This is a genomic window from Plantactinospora sp. CA-294935 (assembly GCF_050936445.1).
In the GTDB taxonomy this organism is placed as follows: Bacteria; Actinomycetota; Actinomycetes; order Mycobacteriales; family Micromonosporaceae; genus Plantactinospora.
In genome coordinates, this window is sequence record NZ_JBNJMU010000001.1 from 5,794,603 (window position 1) to 5,816,234 (window position 21,632).

8 protein-coding genes are annotated in these 21,632 nt (G+C 71.1%); 3 read left to right on the forward strand and 5 right to left on the reverse strand.

From position 1 onward, the window contains the following. Window positions 1-91: 91 nt before the first annotated feature. A complete protein-coding gene (locus ACQEVC_RS25840) occupies window positions 92-4,834 on the reverse strand; it encodes a thioester reductase domain-containing protein (protein WP_432882169.1) in 4,743 nt (1,580 codons plus the stop codon). Beyond that, window positions 4,831-14,976 (reverse strand): beta-ketoacyl synthase N-terminal-like domain-containing protein, encoded by a 10,146-nt coding sequence (locus tag ACQEVC_RS25845; RefSeq protein WP_432882171.1) that lies wholly within the window; start codon window positions 14,974-14,976, stop codon window positions 4,831-4,833. The genes ACQEVC_RS25840 and ACQEVC_RS25845 overlap by 4 nt, the downstream gene beginning before the upstream one ends. Window positions 14,977-15,287: 311 nt before the next feature. Here ACQEVC_RS25845 and ACQEVC_RS25850 point away from each other — a divergent pair, with 311 nt between their 5' ends. Next, window positions 15,288-16,526, forward strand: a complete 1,239-nt coding sequence (locus ACQEVC_RS25850) for a cytochrome P450 family protein (protein ID WP_432882174.1) — start codon at window positions 15,288-15,290, stop codon at window positions 16,524-16,526. A gap of 55 nt (window positions 16,527-16,581) precedes the next feature. Here the strand turns inward: ACQEVC_RS25850 and ACQEVC_RS25855 are convergent, their stop codons facing one another. Continuing rightward, window positions 16,582-17,463: an FkbM family methyltransferase gene (locus ACQEVC_RS25855; protein ID WP_432882177.1), complete on the reverse strand. Its 882-nt coding sequence runs from the start codon at window positions 17,461-17,463 to the stop codon at window positions 16,582-16,584. 446 nt (window positions 17,464-17,909) lie between these two features. On the opposite strand from ACQEVC_RS25855, the gene ACQEVC_RS25860 reads away from it, so the two are divergent. Further along, a complete protein-coding gene (locus ACQEVC_RS25860; RefSeq protein WP_432882179.1) occupies window positions 17,910-18,671 on the forward strand; it encodes a DUF6928 family protein in 762 nt (253 codons plus the stop codon). Between the two features lie 91 nt (window positions 18,672-18,762). Here the strand turns inward: ACQEVC_RS25860 and ACQEVC_RS25865 are convergent, their stop codons facing one another. Then, entirely contained in the window at window positions 18,763-19,443 is a 681-nt protein-coding gene (locus ACQEVC_RS25865; RefSeq protein WP_432882182.1) for a hypothetical protein, read from the reverse strand. Between the two features lie 56 nt (window positions 19,444-19,499). Between ACQEVC_RS25865 and ACQEVC_RS25870 the strand changes: the two genes are divergently transcribed. Further along, a complete protein-coding gene (locus ACQEVC_RS25870) occupies window positions 19,500-20,240 on the forward strand; it encodes a MerR family transcriptional regulator (protein ID WP_432882185.1) in 741 nt (246 codons plus the stop codon). 186 nt (window positions 20,241-20,426) lie between these two features. Here the strand turns inward: ACQEVC_RS25870 and ACQEVC_RS25875 are convergent, their stop codons facing one another. Continuing rightward, on the reverse strand, window positions 20,427-21,254 hold the full coding sequence (locus ACQEVC_RS25875; RefSeq protein WP_432882187.1) for an SDR family oxidoreductase: 828 nt from the start codon (window positions 21,252-21,254) through the stop codon (window positions 20,427-20,429). Window positions 21,255-21,632: the final 378 nt, after the last annotated feature.

Consider the following 21,632-nt stretch of genomic DNA (forward strand, 5'->3'; position numbering starts at 1 on the left):
GCGGTGTACCGGGGCCTCCTCGAGCAGACGCCGGTACATCGGCCAGGGCAGGACGCGGTGCTCGGGATCGGCCGGGTCATAGATGATCGGCTCATTCGCTACGGACTGCACGGACTGCTCCCTTCGGGGCGGCGACGAACCGGGCGGAGATGAACCTTCGCAGATAGGTGTGCACGAGCCCGGTGGTCAGCGGCGGGCAGACCAGTCCGGTACCGGTCAGGGCGTGGCGGGTCCGTGCCGAGTCGAAGCGCGGTACCCGCGCGTCGTCGATGGTGTCCACCAGGAAGGGCACCAGGCCGAGTAGCGCCATCGTCCCGGAACGCGAGCCCGTGATCCGGTCGCGCCAGTCGTCGAAGGTGGTCAGGTCGATCGGGTAGCCGAACTCGCGCACCATGTCGAACAGTTGCGGCCAGGTCAGCTCGGTGTCGTTGACCAGGTGGAAGGTTCCGCCGCTCAGTTCCGGGCGGCGGGCGATCTCCACCACGGCCGCCGCGACATAATCGATCGGCGCCGGCTGGAGATGGACGTTGACCTCCTGCGGCCCCACCCCGGCCTCGATACAGCCCTTGAGCATCATGCTGAGGTGGTCGAGCCGGTTGAACGCACCGGTGCGGCTGTCCCCTCCAGTGTTGATCCGGTGGATCGTGGTGGGCACGCCCCGCTCGTGCGCGGTACGGATCATCTGTTCGGCGACCCATTTCGACTGCGCGTACCCGACCGCCAGCGGTCCGCTCTCGATCGGCAGTTGCGACTCGTAGACGGCGTCCGGCTCGTATTCGACCGAGGAGAACACCCCGACGGTGGAAATGAAGTGCACGGGGCGAACCGGGCCGCCCATAGTGGCGAGGCGCAGCACCTCGCGGGTGCCGTACACGTTCGCCCGTTCCAGCGCTCTGTACGGATAGGTCCACTTGACCTGGGCGCCGCAGTGCACGATGTCCCCGCACCGCGCGTGCAGGTCGGCGAGCGCCTCGTCCGCCAAGCCGAAGCCCGGCTCGGTCAGGTCACCGGGCAGCGCGACGATCCGGGACCGGTGCCGGGCGACGTCGATGCCGTAGGTGTCGAGGTTGGTCAGGATCCGCTCCAGCGCCCGCCGCGGGCTGCTGGCCCGGGCCAGGCAGTAGACGTCGCCGGCGCGCCGTTCGAGCAGTTCGGCCAGCAGGAAGGCGCCGACGAAGCCGGTCGCACCGGTCAGCAGGGTGCCACGCGGTGCGCTGTCGGGATGCGACGCCGGCTCGGTGGCGGCGATCGATGGCGGTAGCGCGGCACGCGCGGCCATCTCGTCCACGCCCATCCGGGTGAGCTTGCCCGTCTTCAGGATCGACAGCGGACTGGGCTGCGTGGCGACCACGGGGTCGACGGTCGGCGCCGACGCGTCCGGCACGATGGCGGGCTTGGCGGTTTCGGAGGCAGCGGTGCGGATCTCGTCGGCGATCGTCGTGGCGAGCGAGGCCGGCGAGGCGGCGTCGAAGAGGACGTGCATCGACAGCCGCACGCTGAGGTCGTGGTCGACCGCGGTCACGAACTCGGCGAGCATCAGCGAGTCGGCCCGGGTGATCACCGGCTCGGCAGGGTCGATCTCCTCCGCCTCGCAGCCTTCGATCGAGCCGAGCAGCGCGACGAGGTACTGCTCCAGGCGTTGTCGCGCCTGTTGCGGGCTCGCCTGGCGCAGCCGCGCCGGGTCGGGCCGGGCCACCTTCGCACGCCCCGGGGCCTGGTTCGGGGAGCCGACGGGCGCCGGCGCGGCGGTCAGCCGCTCGACGGTCTCCGCGGTGAGTGGACGGAAGGACACGCCGCTGATGAGCGCGAAGAGCACCCCGTCCTCGTCGGTGATCGACACGTCGCCGACCACGCCGTCGTCCCGGCCGCGAGCGGGGTCGTCGCGCAGGACTGCGGTGCAGCGTATTTCGCCGTCGGTAAAGCTTCGCTCGACCGTCATGCCCTCGAAGCCGGTGCCCACGTACACCGGCCGTTCGGCTCCGGCGCCAGGGCCGGCGGCGACCGCGATCAGTTGCACGCAGGTGTCCATCAGGAGCAGGTCGGACCGTACCCCGGCGGTCAGCGCGGCACACTCCGGGTCCGGCGCCGCGACGAGCCCGACCGCGGCCGCCCGGCCACGCAGCGCCGACTGCACCAGCCGGAAGCTCGCGCCCAGGGCGAAGGAGGGATGCCAGGCCCGTCGGTAGAACTCTTCGTGGTCGAGTTCGTCGAGGCACCGGCCGCGGGCCCGCTCGAACTCCTCCGGTTCCAGCTCGTCGGCGTTCCCGGAGTCGGCCGCGACGACGTCGGCTTCGAGTAGTTGCTGCCAGCCGCTGTGCGGATCGCGTGCGAAGACGCGGATGCGGGCGTGACCGTCGCTGTCCGGATCCAGGATGGCCTGCACCGTGCGCGCGGCGTCGTCCGCGAGGATCAGCGGCCGGGTCAGCGCCAGGTTCCGCAGGGCGAACGGTCCATCGAGGGCGCGGTCTGCGCAGCGGTGCATCAGCTCCAGGAAGACGATGGCGGGGACCACGATCCGGCCGTGCACGCGGTGCTCGTCGAGCAGCGGCAGCTCCGCCAGCGACAGCTCCGTTTCCGCGATGAGCTGTCCGGCCGCCGATTCGGTGAAGCGCGGCCGCAGTGCGACGCCCTCGTCGGCCGGTACGAGGGCCATTTCGTGCCGCAGCGACGGAACCCAGTAGTCGCGGTGGTCGAACGGGTAGCGCGGAAGATCCGGGATCTTCTCCGGGCGCTGGCAGACCGCGGACCAGTCGATCACGGCTCCACGCGTCCACAGCATCCCGAGGGACTGCTGCATGAGGTGCCGGTGTTCCGGGTCGGGATCGTCGGGGGCGTAGGTCGGGAGGTAGAGGGCTGCTTCCCCACCGGGACACTGCCGGACGAGGTGCTCAAGACCGCGCGGGCCCAGCTCGACGAAGATCTCGGCGCCGGCGGTCGCGGCCGCTTTGACGGCGGTGCGGAACTCCTCGGGATCGTCCTCGGTGAGCACGGTGTCCGCGACTACCCCGCGTTCCCGCCACCAGGCGATCAGGGAGTCGGGGTCCTGCGTTGCGGCGGGCACGAGGAAGGTGGTGTGTGGGGTGGTGGTGGGTGGGGTGTGGTGTTGGGTGAGGTGGGGGTGGGGTGTGTTGGTGGTGAGTGCGGTGAGGGCTTGGGTGAGGTGGGTGTGGTTGGTGGTGGTGATGGTGGCGCGGTGGGGGTGGTGGGTGCGGGTGTGGGTGGTGGTGTAGGCGAGGTGGGGGAGGGGGGTGGGGTGGTGTTGGAGGTGGTGGAGGAGTTGGGTGGCGGTTTTGTGGAGGGTGGTGGGTGTGGTGGCGGAGAGGGTGATGGTGTGGGGTTGGTTGGTGTTGGTGGTGTCGTTGGTGTTGGTGTTGGTGTTGGTGTTGGTGTTGGTGTTGGTGTTGGTGTTGGTGGTGGTGGTGGTTGGGGTGGGGTGGTGTTGGAGGATGATGTGGGCGTTGGTGCCGCCGAAGCCGAAGCTGCTGGTGGCGGCGGTGGGGGTGGGTGTGGTGAGGGGGGTTGGGGTGGTGGGGATGTGTAGGTGGGGGTTCCAGGGGATGTGTGGGTTGGGGGTGATGGTGGTGGGGTGGGGTGGGATGGTGCGGTGGTGGAGGGTGAGGATGGTTTTGATGAGTCCGGCGATGCCGGCGGCGGCTTCGAGGTGGCCGATGTTGGTTTTGACGGAGCCGAGGTGGAGTGGGTGGTGGTGGGGTCGGTTGGTGGTGAGGGTGTGGGTGAGGGCGCGGATTTCGATGGGGTCGCCGAGGGTGGTGCCGGTGCCGTGGGTTTCGACGTAGTCGATGTGCTGCGGCTCGATCCCCGCGTCGGCGAGTGCCTTGCGGATCACCTCCTCCTGCGCGGGTCCACGGGGCACCGTGATTCCCGCGCTCGCGCCGTCCTGGTTGACCGCTGAGCTGCGGATCAGCGCCCAGATGTGGTCTCCGGCCTCCTGCGCGTCGGACAGTCGCTTGAGGACGACGATTCCGCAGCCTTCGCCGCGGACGTAGCCGTCGGCGTTGTGGTCGAAGGTGTGGCATCGGCCGGTGGGGGAGAGCATGCGGCCTTTGCTGAGGGCGATCATGGCATCGGGGGAGAGGATGAGGTTGACGCCGCCGGCCAGGGCGGTGTCGGTTTCGCCGGTGCGGAGGGCTTGGCAGGCCAGGTGGACGGCGACCAGGCTGGCGGAGCAGGCGGTGTCGACGACGAGGCTGGGGCCTTGCAGGCCGAGAGCGTACGAGAGCCGGTTCGCCGCGAAGTTCCACGCACTGCCGACGGCCAGGTATCCGTCGATGGCGGTGATGTCGCGGGCACCCATCCGTTCGTAGTCGCTTCCGCGCATTCCGATGTAGACGGCGGTGTTGGTGCCGTGCAGGCTGTCGGGTGGGATGTGGGCGTGTTCGAGGGCGTGCCAGGCGGTTTCCAGGATGATGCGGTGTTGGGGGTCGATGGCGGCGGCTTCCCGGGGGGTGATGCCGAAGACGGTGGGGTCGAAGCCGCGTACGTCGTGGAGGAAGCCGCCGTGGCGGGCGTAGGTGTGTCCGGGGGTGTCGGGGTCGGGGTGGTAGTAGCGGTCGTTGTTCCAGCGGTCGGCGGGGATGGGGGTGATGGCGGTGCGTGCCTCGGTGAGTAGTTCCCAGAACTGTTCGGGGCCTTCCGCGCCGGGGAACCGGCATCCGATACCCACCACCGCAATCGGCTCGCGGCGGGCTGCCCGCAGCGCGGCGGCCTCGGCCCGTGCCGCCTTCACCTCGAGCAGGGCGCGCCGGAGCAGTTCCTCGCGCTGTAAGCGGCTGTCCCGCTCCGCGGGCGTCGCGGTCCCGTCATCGGTCGTCATGCGGTGCCTCCCGTTTCCAACTCCTGCTTCAGGAGCTCCAGCAGGTCGTCCTCGGCCAGATGGGCCAGCTCCGCTTCGAGCCCGGTCAGGCCGACATCCCGCCCGACCGCGTCGCCCGGTGCCTGCCCGGCCGGCTTCACCAGCTCGGCCGGCTCCGCCGACTCGCCGACGAGCTCGGACAGCAGAAACCTGGCCAGCGCAGCGACGGTCGGGTTTTCGAAGGCCGCGGTGGCGGGCACCTCGGCGCCCAGCCGCCGGGCGAGCCGGTCGCGTAGCTCGACGCTGGTGATCGAGTCCATCCCGGCGTCGAAGAAGCCGAGTTCGCGATCCATCCGGGAACCGGCCGGACGGCCGAGGACCACCGCGAGCTCGACCTGTACGGCGTCCTCCAGCACCCGGATCCGGGCCGCCGGGTTTCCGGCCTCGCGCAGCCGGCTGGCCAGCTCCTCATCGCGCGCGGTGCTCGCCCCGTGCGCCGGCCGCATCGCCTCGAACATCGGCCGCCGGCGCTTCGCCTCGAGCGTCGCGAGCAGCCTGTCCCAGTCCAACGGCGCTACCGCGGCCTGGATCCGGGCCGGGCCGGTAGCCGGGGCCGTGAGCCGGTCCAGTGCGGCGAAGCCGAGCTCCCGGCTCACCGGCGCGGTTCCGGTCGCCCGGAAGGATTCCCCGTGCTCCTCGGCGAGCGAGCCGTCGGCCCACCAGCCCCAGTCCACGGTCAGCGCCGGAAGGCCGCGCCGCGCGCGGTCGTGCGCGAAGACGTCCTGGAAGTGGCACGCGGCGACGAGGTGCCCGGCGAGCGCGGCCCCGAACACGGACCACGCGGAGCCGCAGGAGACGAAGAAGTCGAGCGCGGTGCCCTCGGCGGCGGCGGCGAGGATGAGCGAACCCTCGACCTTCGGCCGTAGCACCGCCCGGAACCCGGCCCAGTCGATGTCCGCCAGCGGCCGGAGTTCGAACAGGCCCGCGGCATGGATCACACCGCGTACGGCCGGCCACGGCCCGCCGCGCGGGTCGAAGACCGTGTGCATCGCCTCGGGGTCGCTGACGTCACCGTCCGGGGTGTACACGGTGGCGCCGTCGCGCCGCAGCCGTTCGATCGCGGCGAGCACCCGGCCTTCGGCGTCACCCGGGCCGGCATGCCCGTTGTCCGAACCCGGGCCGGCATGCCCGTTGTCCGAGCCCGGGCCGGCATGCCCGTTGTCCGAGCCCGGGCCGGCATGCCCGTTGTCCGAGCCGCCCCGGGCCAGCGGGGTACGTCCCAACAGGATCAGGTGCCGCGCCCCGCGCCGGTACAACCATTGCGCGAGAAGCAGGCCCAGCGCCCCGCGGCCACCGGTGACGAGGTAGGCGGCCGTCGGATCGAGCGCGAGTGGCTCGGGCGCGGCGTCGCCCGGACCGCAGCCGGCTCCAGCCCGTACCAGCCGGGGAACCATGCGCTGTCCGGTGCGGTATGCCACCTGGTCCTCCGCGTCCGGGTGCAGGATCTCCCGGGCAATCGTCGCGGCTTCGGCGTCGGGGTCCCGGTCCTGCGGATCGAGGTCGATCTGGCCACCCCAGATGCCCGGCTGTTCCATCGATACGGCGCGCCCGAGGCCCCAGGCGGGCGCCAGCACCGGTACGCACGCCGCGTCGCCGGCCGGGACGGCGCCCCGGGTGACCACCCACAGGCGCGCTCCGGCCGCGATGCCGGGCGCCGACAGGGATCGCGGCGCGGTCAACAGCGGGCCGCACGAGGCGGCGAGCGCCTCGTCCCACTCCGGTCCGGGTGTGCGCAGCGCCGGGTCGGCGTCGAGTGCCGCGAGGTGGACGACGCCGCGCAATGTGGCGCCGGCGCCGCGGACCGCCTCCGCCAGAGCGCGGAACCCGTCGTCCGGGTCGAGCATCCGTGGCGGGATCCGCAGGCAGGTGTAGCCCGCCGCCTCGAGGAGTGCGGACAGCCGGTCCGCCACGCCGTTCCCGGCGCCGCCGGTCAGCACCCAGTGACCACCGCCTCCGGAACCGGCGCCGCCGTTCGCCGTGGCACGGTCCGCGCGGTCCGGCTGCCACACGACTTCGTACATGGACGCGTCGACGTCGTCCCGGATGCCGCTCCCGCGCTCGTCCGGTGCCGGGACCGCCCGGTCCTCGCCGCGCGCCACCAGGGCCCGGGCCGGCCGGTCGGGAATCCAGAACCGCTCCCGCTGCCAGGGATAGCTCGGCAGCCGGACCCGCCGGCCGCCGGCCGGCTGCACGGCCGCGTGGTCCAGCGGGTAACCGTTGACGTGCAGCGTGCCCGCGGCGGCGAGCATCGACGCGAGGCCGTCCCGCTGCGCGCGCATGGACTCGACCGCGAGGACTGCCGCCCCGTGGCCGTCAAGGCACTGCAGGATCGGGGTTGCCAGGGCCGGATGCGGACCGATCTCCAGTACGGCGTTGTGCCCCGCGCCGGCAGCACGGCGCAGCGCGTCCTCGAAGAGCACCGGTTCGGTGACGTTGCGCGCCCAGTACCCGGCAGCGGCGAAGCCGGGCTCCGCGGGTCCGCCGGTCACCGTCGAGTACACGGTCAGCGTCGGCGGCGCGGGAGTGAGATCCGCCAGATCGGCCCGCAGCGCCCGCGCGCAGTCCGCCATCGCCAGCGTGTGGAATGCGTACTGCTCCTGCACGACTGACCAGAAAACGCCGCGGGAGCGGGCTTCGCGCCCCAGGTCCAGTACGGCCGGACGGTCACCCGCGACGACGGTGTTGCGCGGGCTGTTCACCGCGGCGACCGACACGGCCGCGCCGCACCGCGCGATCAGCTCGGCGGTCTCCTGGCGGTCGAGCCCGACGACGGCCATCATCCCGCGACCCCGGGTCGCGGCCATCGCCTCCCCGCGCCGCACCGCGATCTCGCACGCTTCTTCCAGCGCGAGGTATCCGGCCGCGTAGGCGGCGGCGACTTCGCCGACGCTGTGCCCGATGACCGCGTCGGGCCGCACCCCCCAGGCGCGCCACAGTTGGGTGAGCGCCGCCTGGACGGCGAAGACCGCGGGCTGGGCGACAGCCGTGTCGTCCAGCCGCGACCGCTCGCGCCCGGCGGACAGCTCGTCACGCAGCGACCAGCCGGCAAGCCGGTGCACCACCGCGTCGCAGCGCTCGACGACCTCGTCGGCGGCAGGGTGGCGGACCAGGGCGCGTCCCATGCCGGGCCACTGGGACCCCTGGCCGGTGTAGACGGCGATCAGCCTGGTCCGGCCGTCCTGGCGGGCGAGGCCGCGGCGGACGAGGTGCGGATCGTCCCGCCCGCCGGCGTCGGCAGCGCGCCGTCCGGCCACCGACCCGGCCAGCAGTTCCCCGGCCTGCTGTGCGGAATCGGCGACCACGGACAGCCGGTGGGGCAGGTGGGTCCGGTGCAGCGCGGCGGTGCGGGCCACATCGGCGAGGGCGGGCCCACCGTGCCGCGTCTGGTCGAGCATCCGCCGGTACGCCTCGGCAGTGGCGTCGAGCGCTTCGGGCGAGTGCGCGGAGAGCAGGAGCAACTGGGTACCCGGTCGCTCGGGGCGCGACGGGGACGGCACAGGATCCGGCACCTGCTCGGGGGCCTGCTCCAGCAGGACGTGCGCGTTGGTGCCGCTGAAGCCGAAGGAGCTGACTCCGGCGATCCGCGAGCCGTGCCAGTCCGCCCATTCGACCGTCCGCCGGGGGATCTGGACGGGGATCTCGTCCCACGGTATGTGCGGGCTCGGCTCGTCGAAGTGGAGCTGGGCGGGAATCTGGCGATGGTGCAGGGCGAGCGCCACCTTGATCAGACCACTGATACCGGCTGCCGCCTCCAGGTGCCCGATGTTGGTCTTGACCGAACCGACGTGGAGCGCCGCACCGCGCTCCCGTTCCGGCCGCAACGCGTCCACCAGGGCGCTGACCTCCAGCGGGTCACCGAGCGGCGTCCCGGTGCCGTGGGCCTCGACGTAGCTCACCTCCTCGCGCCGTACCCCGGCGTCGCGCAGCGCTTCGCGCAGCACCGCCACCTGCGCCCGCCCGTTCGGTACCGTCAGCCCGGCGCTGCGGCCGTCCTGGTTGACCGCGGAGCCCCGGACCAGCGCCCAGATGCGGTCTCCGGCGGACTGCGCGTCGGCGAGCCGCTTGAGGACGACGACGCCGCAGCCCTCGCCGCGGCCGTACCCGTCGGCCCGGGCGCTGAAGGTCTTGCACCGTCCGTCCGGTGCCAGCGCGCCCATCCTGGCCAGGCTCGCCGTGGTCAGCGGGGAGAGCATGAGGTTCACTCCGGCGACGATCGCCAGGTCCGCCTCGCCCGAGCGCAGGCTGCGGGTGGCCAGGTGTACGGCGACGAGCGAGGAGGAGCACGCCGTGTCCACGGCCAGGCTCGGGCCGTGCGTGCCCAGCAGGTGGGACAGGCGTCCGGCCGCGACGCTGAAGGTGTTGCCGGTGGCCAGGTACGGGTCGTCCGCGGCGGCCGGGTGCGCGGCGAGCAGGTGCAGGTAGTCCAACGTGTTGATGCCGACGTATACGGCGGTCGCCGAGCTGTCCAGCGTCCGCGCGGTGATGCCGGCGTCTTCGAGCGCCTCCCAGGCGACTTCGAGGAGCAGGCGCTGCTGCGGGTCCATGCTGCGCGCCTCGCGGGGTGAGATCCCGAAGGCGGCGGCATCGAATCCGTCGACCGGGTCCGCCAGGAACCCGCCGCGCCATCCGGGCGAGGCGCCCGACCCGTACGGCGCCGGCGGCTCCCAGCGGTCGCCGGGTACGTCGCGGGTCGCGTCGCGCCCCTCGCGCAGGAGCCGCCAGAATGAGTCGGGATCGACGGCACCGCCGGGCAGCCGGCACGCCATGCCGACGATCGCGAGGGGTTCGGCGCCGACGGCTCGCCGTTCGCCTGGTGCGGGTGTGGTGGCCGGGTGCCGCGCGGGTGCGGGTGCCGGAGCGCTGACCCGGGACGGCTCGATCCCGGCCAGGTATCCGGCCAGCCTCCGGATCGTGGGGTGGTCGAAAACCAGGGTCACCGGCAGCTTCAGGCCGAATTCGCCTTCCAGCCGTGCGCGTACCTGCACGATCATCGCCGAGGTGAGCCCGAGGTCGAAAAGCCCGGTGTCGGGGCCGAGTTCCTCGGGGCGGCGTAGTCCGAGCACGGCCGAGAGTTCGGCCTGCAGCCGGTGGATCAGCTCGCCCGCCCGGGCCGGATCGACGTCCGGCACCGCGACGGGAACGGGCCGGGTATCGGGCGGGGGCGCGTCCGCCGCGCGGTCTCCCGCAATGCCGCCGGAGGCTCCGTCGGAACGAAGGCCGCGGAGGAGCGGAAGCACGTCGAGCACACCTGCGTCGCCGCCTCCACCGACGGCCACTTCGGTCGAGTCGCTCGCCGCGTCGGCCGTCGCGGGCACGTCGACCGTGCGGGACCTCTCGCGGTGTGGATGCGCCGTCGGGATCCAGTACTCGCGGCGTTCGAAGGGGTACCGCGGCAGGTCCGGCAGCACGGCCGGCCGGGTGGTCCGCGGCGACCAGTCGACCGGCCCGCCGGCGACCCAGGTCCGCGCGAGCGCCTCGGTCAGCTGCGTGGCCGGTTCGGCCGCGCGGGAGAGCGTCGGCACGCAGGTCCATTCGGCGCCGGCCGCGGCCGCGACCGAGGCCGCCGAGCCGAGCAGGCCGCCCGGCCCGAGTTCGATCAGGATCGTCGTCCCCTGGTTCAGGGCGGTGTGCAGAGCCTCGTTGAAGTGGACGGGCTCGCGACTGTGCCGGACCCAGTACCGCGCGGTGGCCGCTTCCGGCCCGGCGAGCAGCCCCGTGGTGTCCGACACGAACGGTACGGTGGCCGGTCGCAGGGTGGTCTGGGCGAATGCGTCGCCCAGCGCACCGAGCATCGGCTCCACCTGCGCCGTGTGGAAGGCGACCGGGACGCGGAGGCGGACCGTGCGCAGGCCCTCGTCCGCGGCCAGCGCCGCGAACTCGTCGACGGCGCTGGACGGTCCGGCGATGACCGTCTCGCGTGGGCCGTTGTAGAGGGCGATGTCCACCGCGCCCGAGACGACGGGCGCCAACCCGGCCAGGCGTTCCGGTTCGCAGAACACCGCGAGCATCGCGCCGTCTCCGGGCAGGTCCGCGATGAGTCCGCCGCGCAGCGCACTGAGGCGGGCGCCGTCCTGCGGCGAGAGGATTCCGGCGAGTGTGGCTGCCGCGTAGGCGCCCGCGCTGTGTCCGAGGACGGTCTGCGGCACGATCCCGTGCGCCCGCCACCACGAGGCCAGGGTCAGCGCGAGCGCATAGAGCGCGGGCTGGATGTGGCGCGGGTCCTCGCGCCCTGGCGACCCGGAGTCGAGCAGGACGCTGATCGGCGCCGTGCCGGCCGGGCCGAGTACCTCCGCGAGCGAGTCCAGCGCGGCGGTGATGTGCGGGTCGTTTCGGTAGAGCCCGGCCAGGGCGCCGTGGACTGCGGTGCCGTGACCCGGCACGAGGAAGGTGGTGTGTGGGGTGGTGGTGGGTGGGGTGTGGTGTTGGGTGAGGTGGGGGTGGGGTGTGTTGGTGGTGAGTGCGGTGAGGGCTTGGGTGAGGTGGGTGTGGTTGGTGGTGGTGATGGTGGCGCGGTGGGGGTGGTGGGTGCGGGTGTGGGTGGTGGTGTAGGCGAGGTGGGGGAGGGGGGTGGGGTGGTGTTGGAGGTGGTGGAGGAGTTGGGTGGCGGTTTTGTGGAGGGTGGTGGGTGTGGTGGCGGAGAGGGTGATGGTGTGGGGTTGGTTGGTGTCGTTGGTGTCGTTGGTGGTGGTGTCGCTGGTGTTTGTGGTGGTGGTTGGGGTGGGGTGGTGTTGGAGGATGATGTGGGCGTTGGTGCCGCCGAAGCCGAAGCTGCTGGTGGCGGCGGTGGGGGTGGGTGTGGTGAGGGGGGTTGGGGTGGTGGGGATGTGTAGGTGGGGGTTCCAGGGGATGTGTGGGTTGGGGGTGATGGTGGTGGGGTGGGGTGGGATGGTGCGGTGGTGGAGGGTGAGGATGGTTTTGATGAGTCCGGCGATGCCGGCGGCGGCTTCGAGGTGGCCGATGTTGGTTTTGACGGAGCCGAGGTGGAGTGGGTGGTGGTGGGGTCGGTTGGTGGTGAGGGTGTGGGTGAGGGCGCGGATTTCGATGGGGTCGCCGAGGGTGGTGCCGGTGCCGTGGGTTTCGACGTAGTCGATGTGCTGCGGCTCGATCCCCGCGTCCGCCAGGGCGCGTAGTACGACACGTTCCTGCGCCTCGCCGCTCGGCGCCGTCAGGCCGTTGCTTCTTCCGTCCTGATTCACCGCGCTGCCGCGGATGACGGCCAGGATGCGGTCCCGGCGGGCCAAGGCCGTGCTCAGGGAGCGCAGGACGACGATTCCGCAGCCTTCGCCGCGGACGTAGCCGTCGGCGTTGTGGTCGAAGGTGTGGCATCGGCCGGTGGGGGAGAGCATGCGGCCTTTGCTGAGGGCGATCATGGCATCGGGGGAGAGGATGAGGTTGACGCCGCCGGCCAGGGCGGTGTCGGTTTCGCCGGTGCGGAGGGCTTGGCAGGCCAGGTGGACGGCGACCAGGCTGGCGGAGCAGGCGGTGTCGACGACGAGGCTGGGGCCTTGCAGGCCGAGAGCGTACGAGAGCCGGTTCGCCGCGAAGTTCGCCGACGCCCCGATCGCCGTGTATTCGTCGATCGAATCAGGGGCCGGCGTGGCCAGCCGCTCGTACTCGCCGGCCCGCATTCCGATGTAGACGGCGGTGTTGGTGCCGTGCAGGCTGTCGGGTGGGATGTGGGCGTGTTCGAGGGCGTGCCAGGCGGTTTCCAGGATGATGCGGTGTTGGGGGTCGATGGCGGCGGCTTCCCGGGGGGTGATGCCGAAGACGGTGGGGTCGAAGCCGCGTACGTCGTGGAGGAAGCCGCCGTGGCGGGCGTAGGTGTGTCCGGGGGTGTCGGGGTCGGGGTGGTAGTAGCGGTCGTTGTTCCAGCGGTCGGCGGGGATGGGGGTGATGGCGGTGCGTGCCTCGGTGAGTAGTTCCCAGAACTGTTCGGGGCCTTCCGCGCCGGGGAACCGGCATCCGATACCCACCACCGCAATCGGCTCGGACACCGCAGGCGTCGACCCGTTGCGGTCTGATCCGTCCGCCGGGAGCGCCAGTGCGCGGGCGGCGGCGGCGATGGTCGGATGCTCCCAGGCGAGGGTGGTGGATACGTCGCGGCCGAGCCACCTCGACAGCCGCTCCGCGACGCTGACCGCCCGCACCGAGTCCAGGTTGAAGTAGCTGAACGACTCCCTCGGCGAAACGTCCCGTACGGCGCAGCGTGCCGACTCCGCTATCAGCAGTCGTAGCTGGTTCTCGATCTCCGCCGGCGTGCGGGTCGGCGAAGCGGCGTAGGAGACGGCGGCCTGCTCCGGCGGCGGAGCCGGAGTCTGCTCCGCCGTGCGCGGTGCAGCGTCGTCACCGGCGTCGTCGGCGCCGATGGGTACCGGCGGCGGATAGCCGCCTTCGAGGTATCTGGCCCGAGCGGCCTTGCGCTGGATCTTGCCGCTCGACGTCGTCGGCAGGGCGCCCGGCCGGACCAGCACGATCGTGTCGGCGGCCAACTGATGTTCTTCGACGATCCGACGGCGGATGGTCGCGGCCATCCGGGCGCGGTCGGCGGGCCCGGTCCGGCGTCGCGGCAGCTCCTGGACGATCACGAGTGAGGGCTCGCCCTCCGCCGGGACGGCGAACGCGGCGCAGCGCGTCGAACCGAGCGCCGGATCGCTGTCCAGGCTCGTGGCCTCGACGTCCTGCGGGTAGACGTTGCGTCCCCGGAAGATCATCATGTCGTCCACCCGGCCCGCGATGTACAACTCGCCGTCGATCATCGCCCCGAGGTCGCCGGTGCGCAGATATCGCTCCTTACCGGTGCCGATGGTGTTGTGGAACGTCCGCTCGGTGGCCTCGGGGTTGTCGAGGTATCCGCCGGCCACGCTCTGGCCGCCGAGCCAGATCTCGCCGACCCGGTCGGCACCGGTACGACCGCCGGTCGATGGATCGACGATCTCCACCACGACGCCGGGCATCGGACGCCCCGAGCTGACCAATGGCTGTGCCTGCGCCAGGTCGGTCGGCGGCAACAGCCGGCCCGCTTCCATCCCGGGCCGTGAGACGTAACGCACGACCGGACCGGCGCCGATCGCGCTGGCCGACACCGTCAGGGTGTTCTCCGCCAGGCCGTAGGCGGGAACAAAGCTCGACCTGCGGAATCCGCAGCCGGTGAAGGCGCGCGTGAAGGCTTCGAGCGTGGTCACCCGGACCGGCTCGGCGCCGTTGATCGCCCGGGTCCAGGTGGACAGGTCGAGATGCTGTCTGGCCTGTTCGTCGATCCGGTCGACGCACATCTGGTACGCGAAGTTCGGGGCGAAACTGACCACCCCGCCGTACCGCGTGATGGCCTCCAACCAGCGCACCGGCGAGCGGACGAAGGCCGCGGACGCCAGGTGCGTCGACGGGAAATTCGAGTACAACGGGTAGATCAGGCCGGAGACCAAACCCATGTCGTGGTAGAGCGGGAGCCAGTTGACGCCCCGCACCTCGGGGTCGAAGGAGTAACAACTCTGCGCCGACCGGGCATGCGCGAGCAGGTTGGCGTGGGAGACCATCACACCCTTGGGCGAACCGGTCGAGCCCGAGGTGTACTGGAGGAACGCCAGTGCGTCGCCGGCCGTGCCGGGCGGACTCCAGTCCAGTCCGGAGCCCTCGGCGACCTCCTGCCGGACGGACAGCCAGCGCGCGTGCCACAGCGATGACCCGGACTGCTCGGTCAGGTCGGCCGGCACCTGATTCGACTCCGCCTGGTCCGACAGTACGACGGCGGCGTCGCAGTCGCGCGCAATCGCCTCGATGCGGTCGTAGCGGCCCGACGCGGCTGGTGGGTATGCGGGTACCGCCACGAGTCCGGCGTGCAGGCTGGCGAAGAAATAGGTGATGTAGTCCAGGCCCGGCGGGCACAGCATGAGCACCCGGTCGCCGGGCTTGGCCACCTGGCTGAGCATGGCAGCGACATCTCTGGCCCGAGCTTCGAGCCGGCCGTAGGTCAACTCGGACACGACGGGCTGGGCGGACCCCGCATATTCGAGGAACCGGAACGCGAGCCGGTCGGGATCCTGCTCGGCGCGTTGCCGGAGCAGCTCGGTGACGGTCCGCGGGCCTGAGGTTGAGCGTGCGGTCACGGCTGCATCCCCCGTCCTCGTACATTCGCACCCCGCGCTTGACGGCGCGAGGTGTCTGACGGCACTTGGGTAATGGCGTCGGGTACGAGTGTGCGGCGCGGGGGACTAGAAGATCTTCCAATTCTTGCCGGATCATCAGCGTGCGGCCGGACCCGCAGTGCCAGCTCTCGCCGGGTCGAGACATCGGCCCGGTCGAGCGGCTGCTCGTCCGTCCACTGTGTACGCCTTACCGTCCGTCATCGGCGTGGGTATGCTGGCCGACGTCGCACCGCAGGCGTGACGGCGCTCGCCGGCCAGTGTGAGGAGGACTCGTGACCGAGGCCGCCAGCACCGAAGGCATTGTGGAAGATCACTTGATCCTGGACAACGCGCGACTGGCCAACCCGCATGAGCTGTACCGGGTGCTGCGTGCGCAGCGACCGGTCGTGCGCGTCACCGTGCCGTCCGGGATCCGGGCCTGGTTGGTCACCCGCCATCAGGACGTGCGGGCCGCGCTCGCCGACCCGCGGCTGGCCAAGGACAGCGCGTCGATCATCCGTCGGCTGGAGCATCACACGGACCCGAGTCGGTACCCCGCGGTGGCCAAGTCGTACGCCGAGCACATGCTCAACTCCGACCCGCCCGACCACACCAGGCTGCGGCGCCTGGTCGGCAGGGCGTTCACCCCGCGCGGCATCGCGCAGTACCGGCCGCGCATCGAGCAGATCGCGGGTGAGCTGCTGGACGCGGTGGCGGCCGAGGCGGCCAGCACCGGCGGTACGGTCGATCTGCTGGACAGCTTCGCCTTTCCGCTGCCGATAACCGTGATCACCGAACTGCTGGGCGTACCGCTCGACCGGCGCGACGAGTTCCGCGAGTGGTCGAACGCGAGCCTGTCCAGCGACCCCGCAGCACCGCGCCGGTACGCGGCGATGGCCGCATACCTACAGGACCTCATCGACGACAAGCGGCGCCATCCCGGTCCGGACATGCTCTCGACGTTCGTCGCCGCCGGCGAGGACGCCGACCGGCTCTCCGATCGGGAGGCGGTCGCGATGGTGTTCCTGCTCCTGATCGCCGGCCACGAGACCACGGTCAACCTGATCGGCAACGGCGTCCTCGCGCTGCTGCGCCACCCCGAGCAGATGGCCGCCCTGCGCGCCGACCCCTCACTCACCCCGCAGGCGGTGGAGGAGTTCCTGCGCTACGACGGCCCGATCAACATGGCCACTCTCCGATACACCACCGAACCCGTCGCGTTCAGTGGCACGACGATTCCCGCCGGTGAGGTCATCTTCGTCGCGCTGGCCTCGGCCAACCGCGATGTCGCACAGTACCCGGACGCCGACCGGCTCGACATCCGACGGGAGGCGGGAAACCTCGCCTTCGGCCACGGCCTCCACTACTGCCTCGGCGCCCCGCTGGCCCGCCTCGAAGGCGAGATCGCCTTCAACTCGCTGCTGGCCCGGTTTCCGCACCTGGAACTGGCCCGCGCACCCGCCGAACTCTCCTGGCGCTCGGGCACCCTCATCCGCGGCCTGACCGAGCTTCCTATCCGGATCGGTCGCTGACCTTCCTGCCCCGCCGCCGAGCTGTCGTCGGGCCGGTCGACTTGCGCCGAGCGGCTCAGCCGACCAGGCGGTCGAAATAACCCTGGATGTCGGCGTCGCTGACCACCCCGCGGGCGGCGAGAATGTCGAGGCACCGGATGACGAGTTCGAAGGAGAAGAAGACCGCGTCGGCGAAGATCGCGAGGTACTTCACCTGTTCGGTGGCCATCTCCGGAAACACCGGATTCTTTATGTAGACAGCATCGCCGTCGACAGCCTGGTTCCACGTCATATCCTTCGGCAGGTTGCCGAAACGGGAGTGGTTGATGCCGGTGGACTTGACGAACAGGAACTTGTGGAAGAAGAACCCCCGTGAGCGCAGGTAGCTGTCCAGCCCGCCGATGTTCGGCTCGCTGTCGTACAGCTGCATGAACCGGACCTCCGGGATGATCGCCACAGCGTCCGCGAGTCGCTTCTGCCCGCCTCGCATTGCCTCAACCTCGTAGCCCTGGCAGTCGATCTTGAGCAGGTCGACGTTCTCCATCTCGGACAGGTCGTCGATCCGGTGGGTTTCCAGGTCGATCGTCTTCACCAACGTGGTTTCGTCGCGCCACCGGTCGATGAAGTCGATTGACGGCCCATGGATCGGGTACATGCTGCTGAACGCGTCATTCCTGAAGATGTGCAGGGTCGCCGCGCCACCTTGGCCAATGGCGTTGGGGAGGTAGTGCTCGTTCTCCCGCTTGGTCTTCAGCAGCTTCTGGTAGGCGTCCTCCTGCGGCTCGACGCCCCACAACTCGCACAACCCCTGCTCAACAAGAGTCTGGTAGGGAGGCCGGTCCCACCCCAGCGGGTTGGCGCCGACGTCCAGGATTCGGGGCAACCGCTCGGGCTTCAAGAGCTCCACCAGAGCCGCCGATCGCTTCGCGTCGATATTGCCGGCCATGATCGACCACATCCAGACGTAGACTGGAGCCTTCGTGGGCAACAGCTTCGCACCCTCCCGTGCTCGTCATCAAGTCACGACTGGGGGCATGGACGCGGCTGGGAATGCCTGTTCCGATGAACCCGACGACGCGTCCATCATCGATCCGCGCACCTCTGATCCGGCGGAAGGGGCCCGAGCGGGTAGCCGCCGGCGCGACGCCGACATCGTGCGGGTCCGCCCGGTCGTCCCTGCGGGGTAGCGCCGCACGTCGCCAGCGCCGCACGGGGGTATCACCGATCCCACTGCACGGCTGGCCCGCAGAGCGGGCACAGGAATCCGGCACCCGTACCTGCCGATGGCCGTCGGGGACTACCTGCGGTCGCCGTGAGGACTCCGGCAGGCGGTGGTCGCTTTCGTGGTCAGCTGCCGGTACCGTGCCAACAGCCATCGTGCAGCGGACAGTTGGGGGAGCGGGCATGGGTGCGAAGACCGCGTTGTTTGCCTTCACTGACGGGGACCTGCTTCCGGCGTTGCTCGGCGCAACGGTCTGCGATCCGGCCGAGGCCGAGGAAGTCGTGCGGCGGGTCCACCCGGGGCACGAGGTGACGCGCATCGGCGATGGCACGTTGTTCGACCGGCCGTACCCGCCGGATGACATCACCTACGCCACCGTGCTGGCCGGCGCCGAGCTGCTGTGCGATCGCAGGCTGGTGCGCGATCGTCCGTCCGAACTTCCCGAGCACCTGCGCGCGGCCGGCGCTGGTCGGCGGATCGTCATGCACGGGATGCATTCCGTGGTGGACTGGCTGTGCTTCGCCGTCTGGGAGGACGGGAGACTGGTCCGCTCGCTGAGCCTGTCGCCGGACAGCGGCATCGAGGAGAACATCGGCGAGCCGTACGACTTCGAACGGCCGTTCTGGGCCGGTGAGCATCCGGTCGAGCCGATGCCTGGATGGCCGGACCAGGGTCCTTACCCGTTGCCGTTCCATCCGCTGGAACTGGGCGAGGTGGCGCTGCGTGCGCTGTTCGGCTTCGTGGTCGAAGGCCGACCAGACCCGGACGACATTGCTGCGGAAGCCGTTTCCCTGCACGGCTTTCGGGTGACCGACCCGACCGGGCGGGAGCAGGCCGAGCGCGAGGCCGACTACCAGCGAGTGCGCGAGATGATGGGACCGCCCCGGCTGTTCCGAACGGGACCGGACGGGACGATGCAGGAAGTCGGCTTCGACGCGCTCTGAGTCACCAGAACGTTGGCCGTGCCTCGTTGACGGGAAGTCGAGAGCGGCGCGGGCGGCGCCATCGGGACGTGGCTCTGGTACGCCAGGTTGGTCAGGCTGCGGCAGCGGGTCTGTCGTGCACCAGCCGCCAGCCCAGTACGCCGTACCAGACCATGACCGGCAGGTGGAGGGCGTAGCCGAGCTGTTCCAGCGTTGCCGTGGGGCCGTCGATCCCGGTTGTCCACGGCAGCAGAACGGCGGCGAGGCCCGACAGCGCGGCGACCACGCCGGTGCGGCGGAGCCCGGTGGGCAGCGGGGTGCCGAGCGCGGTCGTCACGGTCGCGGCGGTCCAGAGCAGCCCGGCCAGGTTGACGGTCCACTTGGCGGTCAGTAGGACCGCCCAGGCCACCGTGGTGGCCGCGGGGTCGGTGGGATCGGCGGCCAGTTGGGTCAACGCCAGGTTCCCGGCGTCGTGGAGCAGGCCCGCCAAGCCGGCGCAGGCCAGCAGCCCGGCGGCCAGCGTCACGAGGTATGGCCTGGACGTCGTGGGGCGGGCGACCATTATGAGCCCGGCCGCGAGCAGGGCGAGCCAGCCGGTTGCGTCGAGCCCCAACTCGACCAGGTGCAACCCGACCCGTGCATGCACCGCCGCCAACACGGCGGCGGGGTCGGCCGGATTCAGGGTCAGCCCCGATGGCACGACGACCGCCACACCGGCGAGCATGGCCGTCAACGAACTCAACAGCAGCATGCCCGTCAGTCGGGCCGCGGCACTACGGTCAGTGGGATTCATGGCCGGGACGCTAGAACCCTGACGCAGGGAGAAGGTCAAGGCAGGAGGAGGAAGCTGTGTGGCGCATCGGAGTGCTGGCGGGGATGGTCGGAGTATCCGAACGCACCCTGCGCCACTATGACAAGATCGGGTTGCTGGTCCCCGCCACAGTGGACCGGGCCACCGGCTACCGGTGGTACGGCGTGACCGAACTGAGCCGGCTGGAACGCATCCGAGGACTACAGCACCTCGGCCTGTCGCTACGCCAGATTGCCGACATCCTGGATGCCCCCGACGCGCACCTCCGGCAGGCCCTGGCCGAAACCGTGGCCGCACTACGTCGCGACATCGCACTGAAGGCCGCAGCCCTCGCCGCGGCTGAGGACCGGCTCGCCACGCCAGCGTCGGTCCTGCCCCAGCAGGCTACGGTCGGTGGGCGCCGCCTGCACGTGCGCTACCTGCGAATCGCCCACCCGTCCGAACTGGCCGTCCTGTGCCCGTCATCCCCGGCGGCCCTGCTGACCTGGCTCAGCGGGCAACCCACCGGGAATTTCCTGGCGGCGGTCACTGCCGGACGCGGAGGCGAACGGCTCGACCTGCCCGCCCGCACGGTGGTGCGAGCCGTCGTCCCACCGGCAACCGGCGTGGTCCGCGCCGGCCTCGACCTGTTCGACTGGCTGCGTCGGCGTGGCCTGACCGTCGCCGGACCCACCCTGGAAGAGCACCTGGTCGACGCCGACGCGGCCAGCGCCACCGTGCTCGAGGTACCGGTGCAACCCGCGACGCTGCCGGCCCACCCCGCGGCCGACCGGACCTGACTCCCGCTGAAACGCCCGGGCCACCGACAGCGGCCAGGCACCGCAGGCGTACGGGGTCCCGGACCGTACCAGGCTCGGCCGGGCGAAGAGGCGTCGTTCTACTATCCTGATCGTTCATTGAACCTTTTCAACCTGAACCGCACGGCGCTCGGGGCTCGCGGGTGGGCGAAGCGGAGTCGAACGGGGTCAGGCGACGGTGTGGTGGCCGGCCTTGACGACGTCGTCGTACTCGCGGCGTCGGGTGTCGTACGCGGACTCCAGGAACGCCTCCGAGTCGCGACCGACCGGCAGCCGCAGCGGTGGCGACTGCATCCCGCTGAGGCGCCAGACGACGTCCGCGAAGACCTCGGGCGGATTGATGTCCTGCTTGTCGTTCATGCTGCGTAGCGCGCCGAGGGTGCCGTCGCTGATCGGAGCGTAGTCCTCGATCCGCTGCTCAGGCAGCCTCAGCGCGGTGGCGTACCCGGTGGCGAAGCCCCCCGGCTGCAGGATGGTCACCTTCACGCCGAGGTGGCCGGCCTCGGCGGCGAGCGACTCGGCCATTCCCTCCAGCGCCGCCTTGCTCGCGTTGTAGGCGGTGAGGCCCGGGAACGGCACCGTGCCGGCGATCGAGCTGACGAAGACGGCGTGCCCGGACCGCTGCGCCCGCCAGAGCGGCAGCACCACCCGGGTGAGCCGCCACGGCCCGAAGACGTTGGTGTCGAACTGCGCGGCGAGCTGGTCCTCCGACACCTCCTCCAGGGTGCCGAACTGTCCGTAGGCGGCGTTGTTGACCAGGATGTCGATCCCGCCGAAGGTGTCCAGCGCCAACTCGACCGCCGCCTGACACTGCGCCTGGTCGCGTACGTCCAACGCGGTGGACAGCAGATTGTCAGGGTACTGGGCGACCAACTCGGCCAGAGTCTCCGGCCGCCGTGCGGTGGCGAGCACCCGCTCTCCCTCGGCGGCGAGCCGGGCGGCGAGGGCGCGCCCGAGTCCGCTCGAGCAACCCGTGATCAACCAGCGCTTTGCCATCGTACGAGAGTCCCATCCAGACAGTTACGTGCCGACCGCAGCCTGTCAGGATCCCCGGTCCAGGTGAAGAGGCATCTCCTGTCGTCTATCGGATAGACCGGCGCACCGGCCCAGGCCCGGCACCGCTTCGAGGAGGCCCCGCTACGACGGGGTGCTGGTAGCCCTGCTGGTGCGTGTCGCGCTGACCCGAGGACGAGCGAGGCCGAGGCCAGTACCTCCGCACGGTGTCGGACACCGAACGGCGCTGGGTGGACGAGGAGATCTTCGTGCGGGACGACGGCGAGTACCGCTTCGGTTGAGCTGTCCGGGCGTCGCCGGTGACTGGTGCCGCTCGGCCCGACCGCCCTACTCGATGTCGCGGATGGCGAGCAGGCCGCG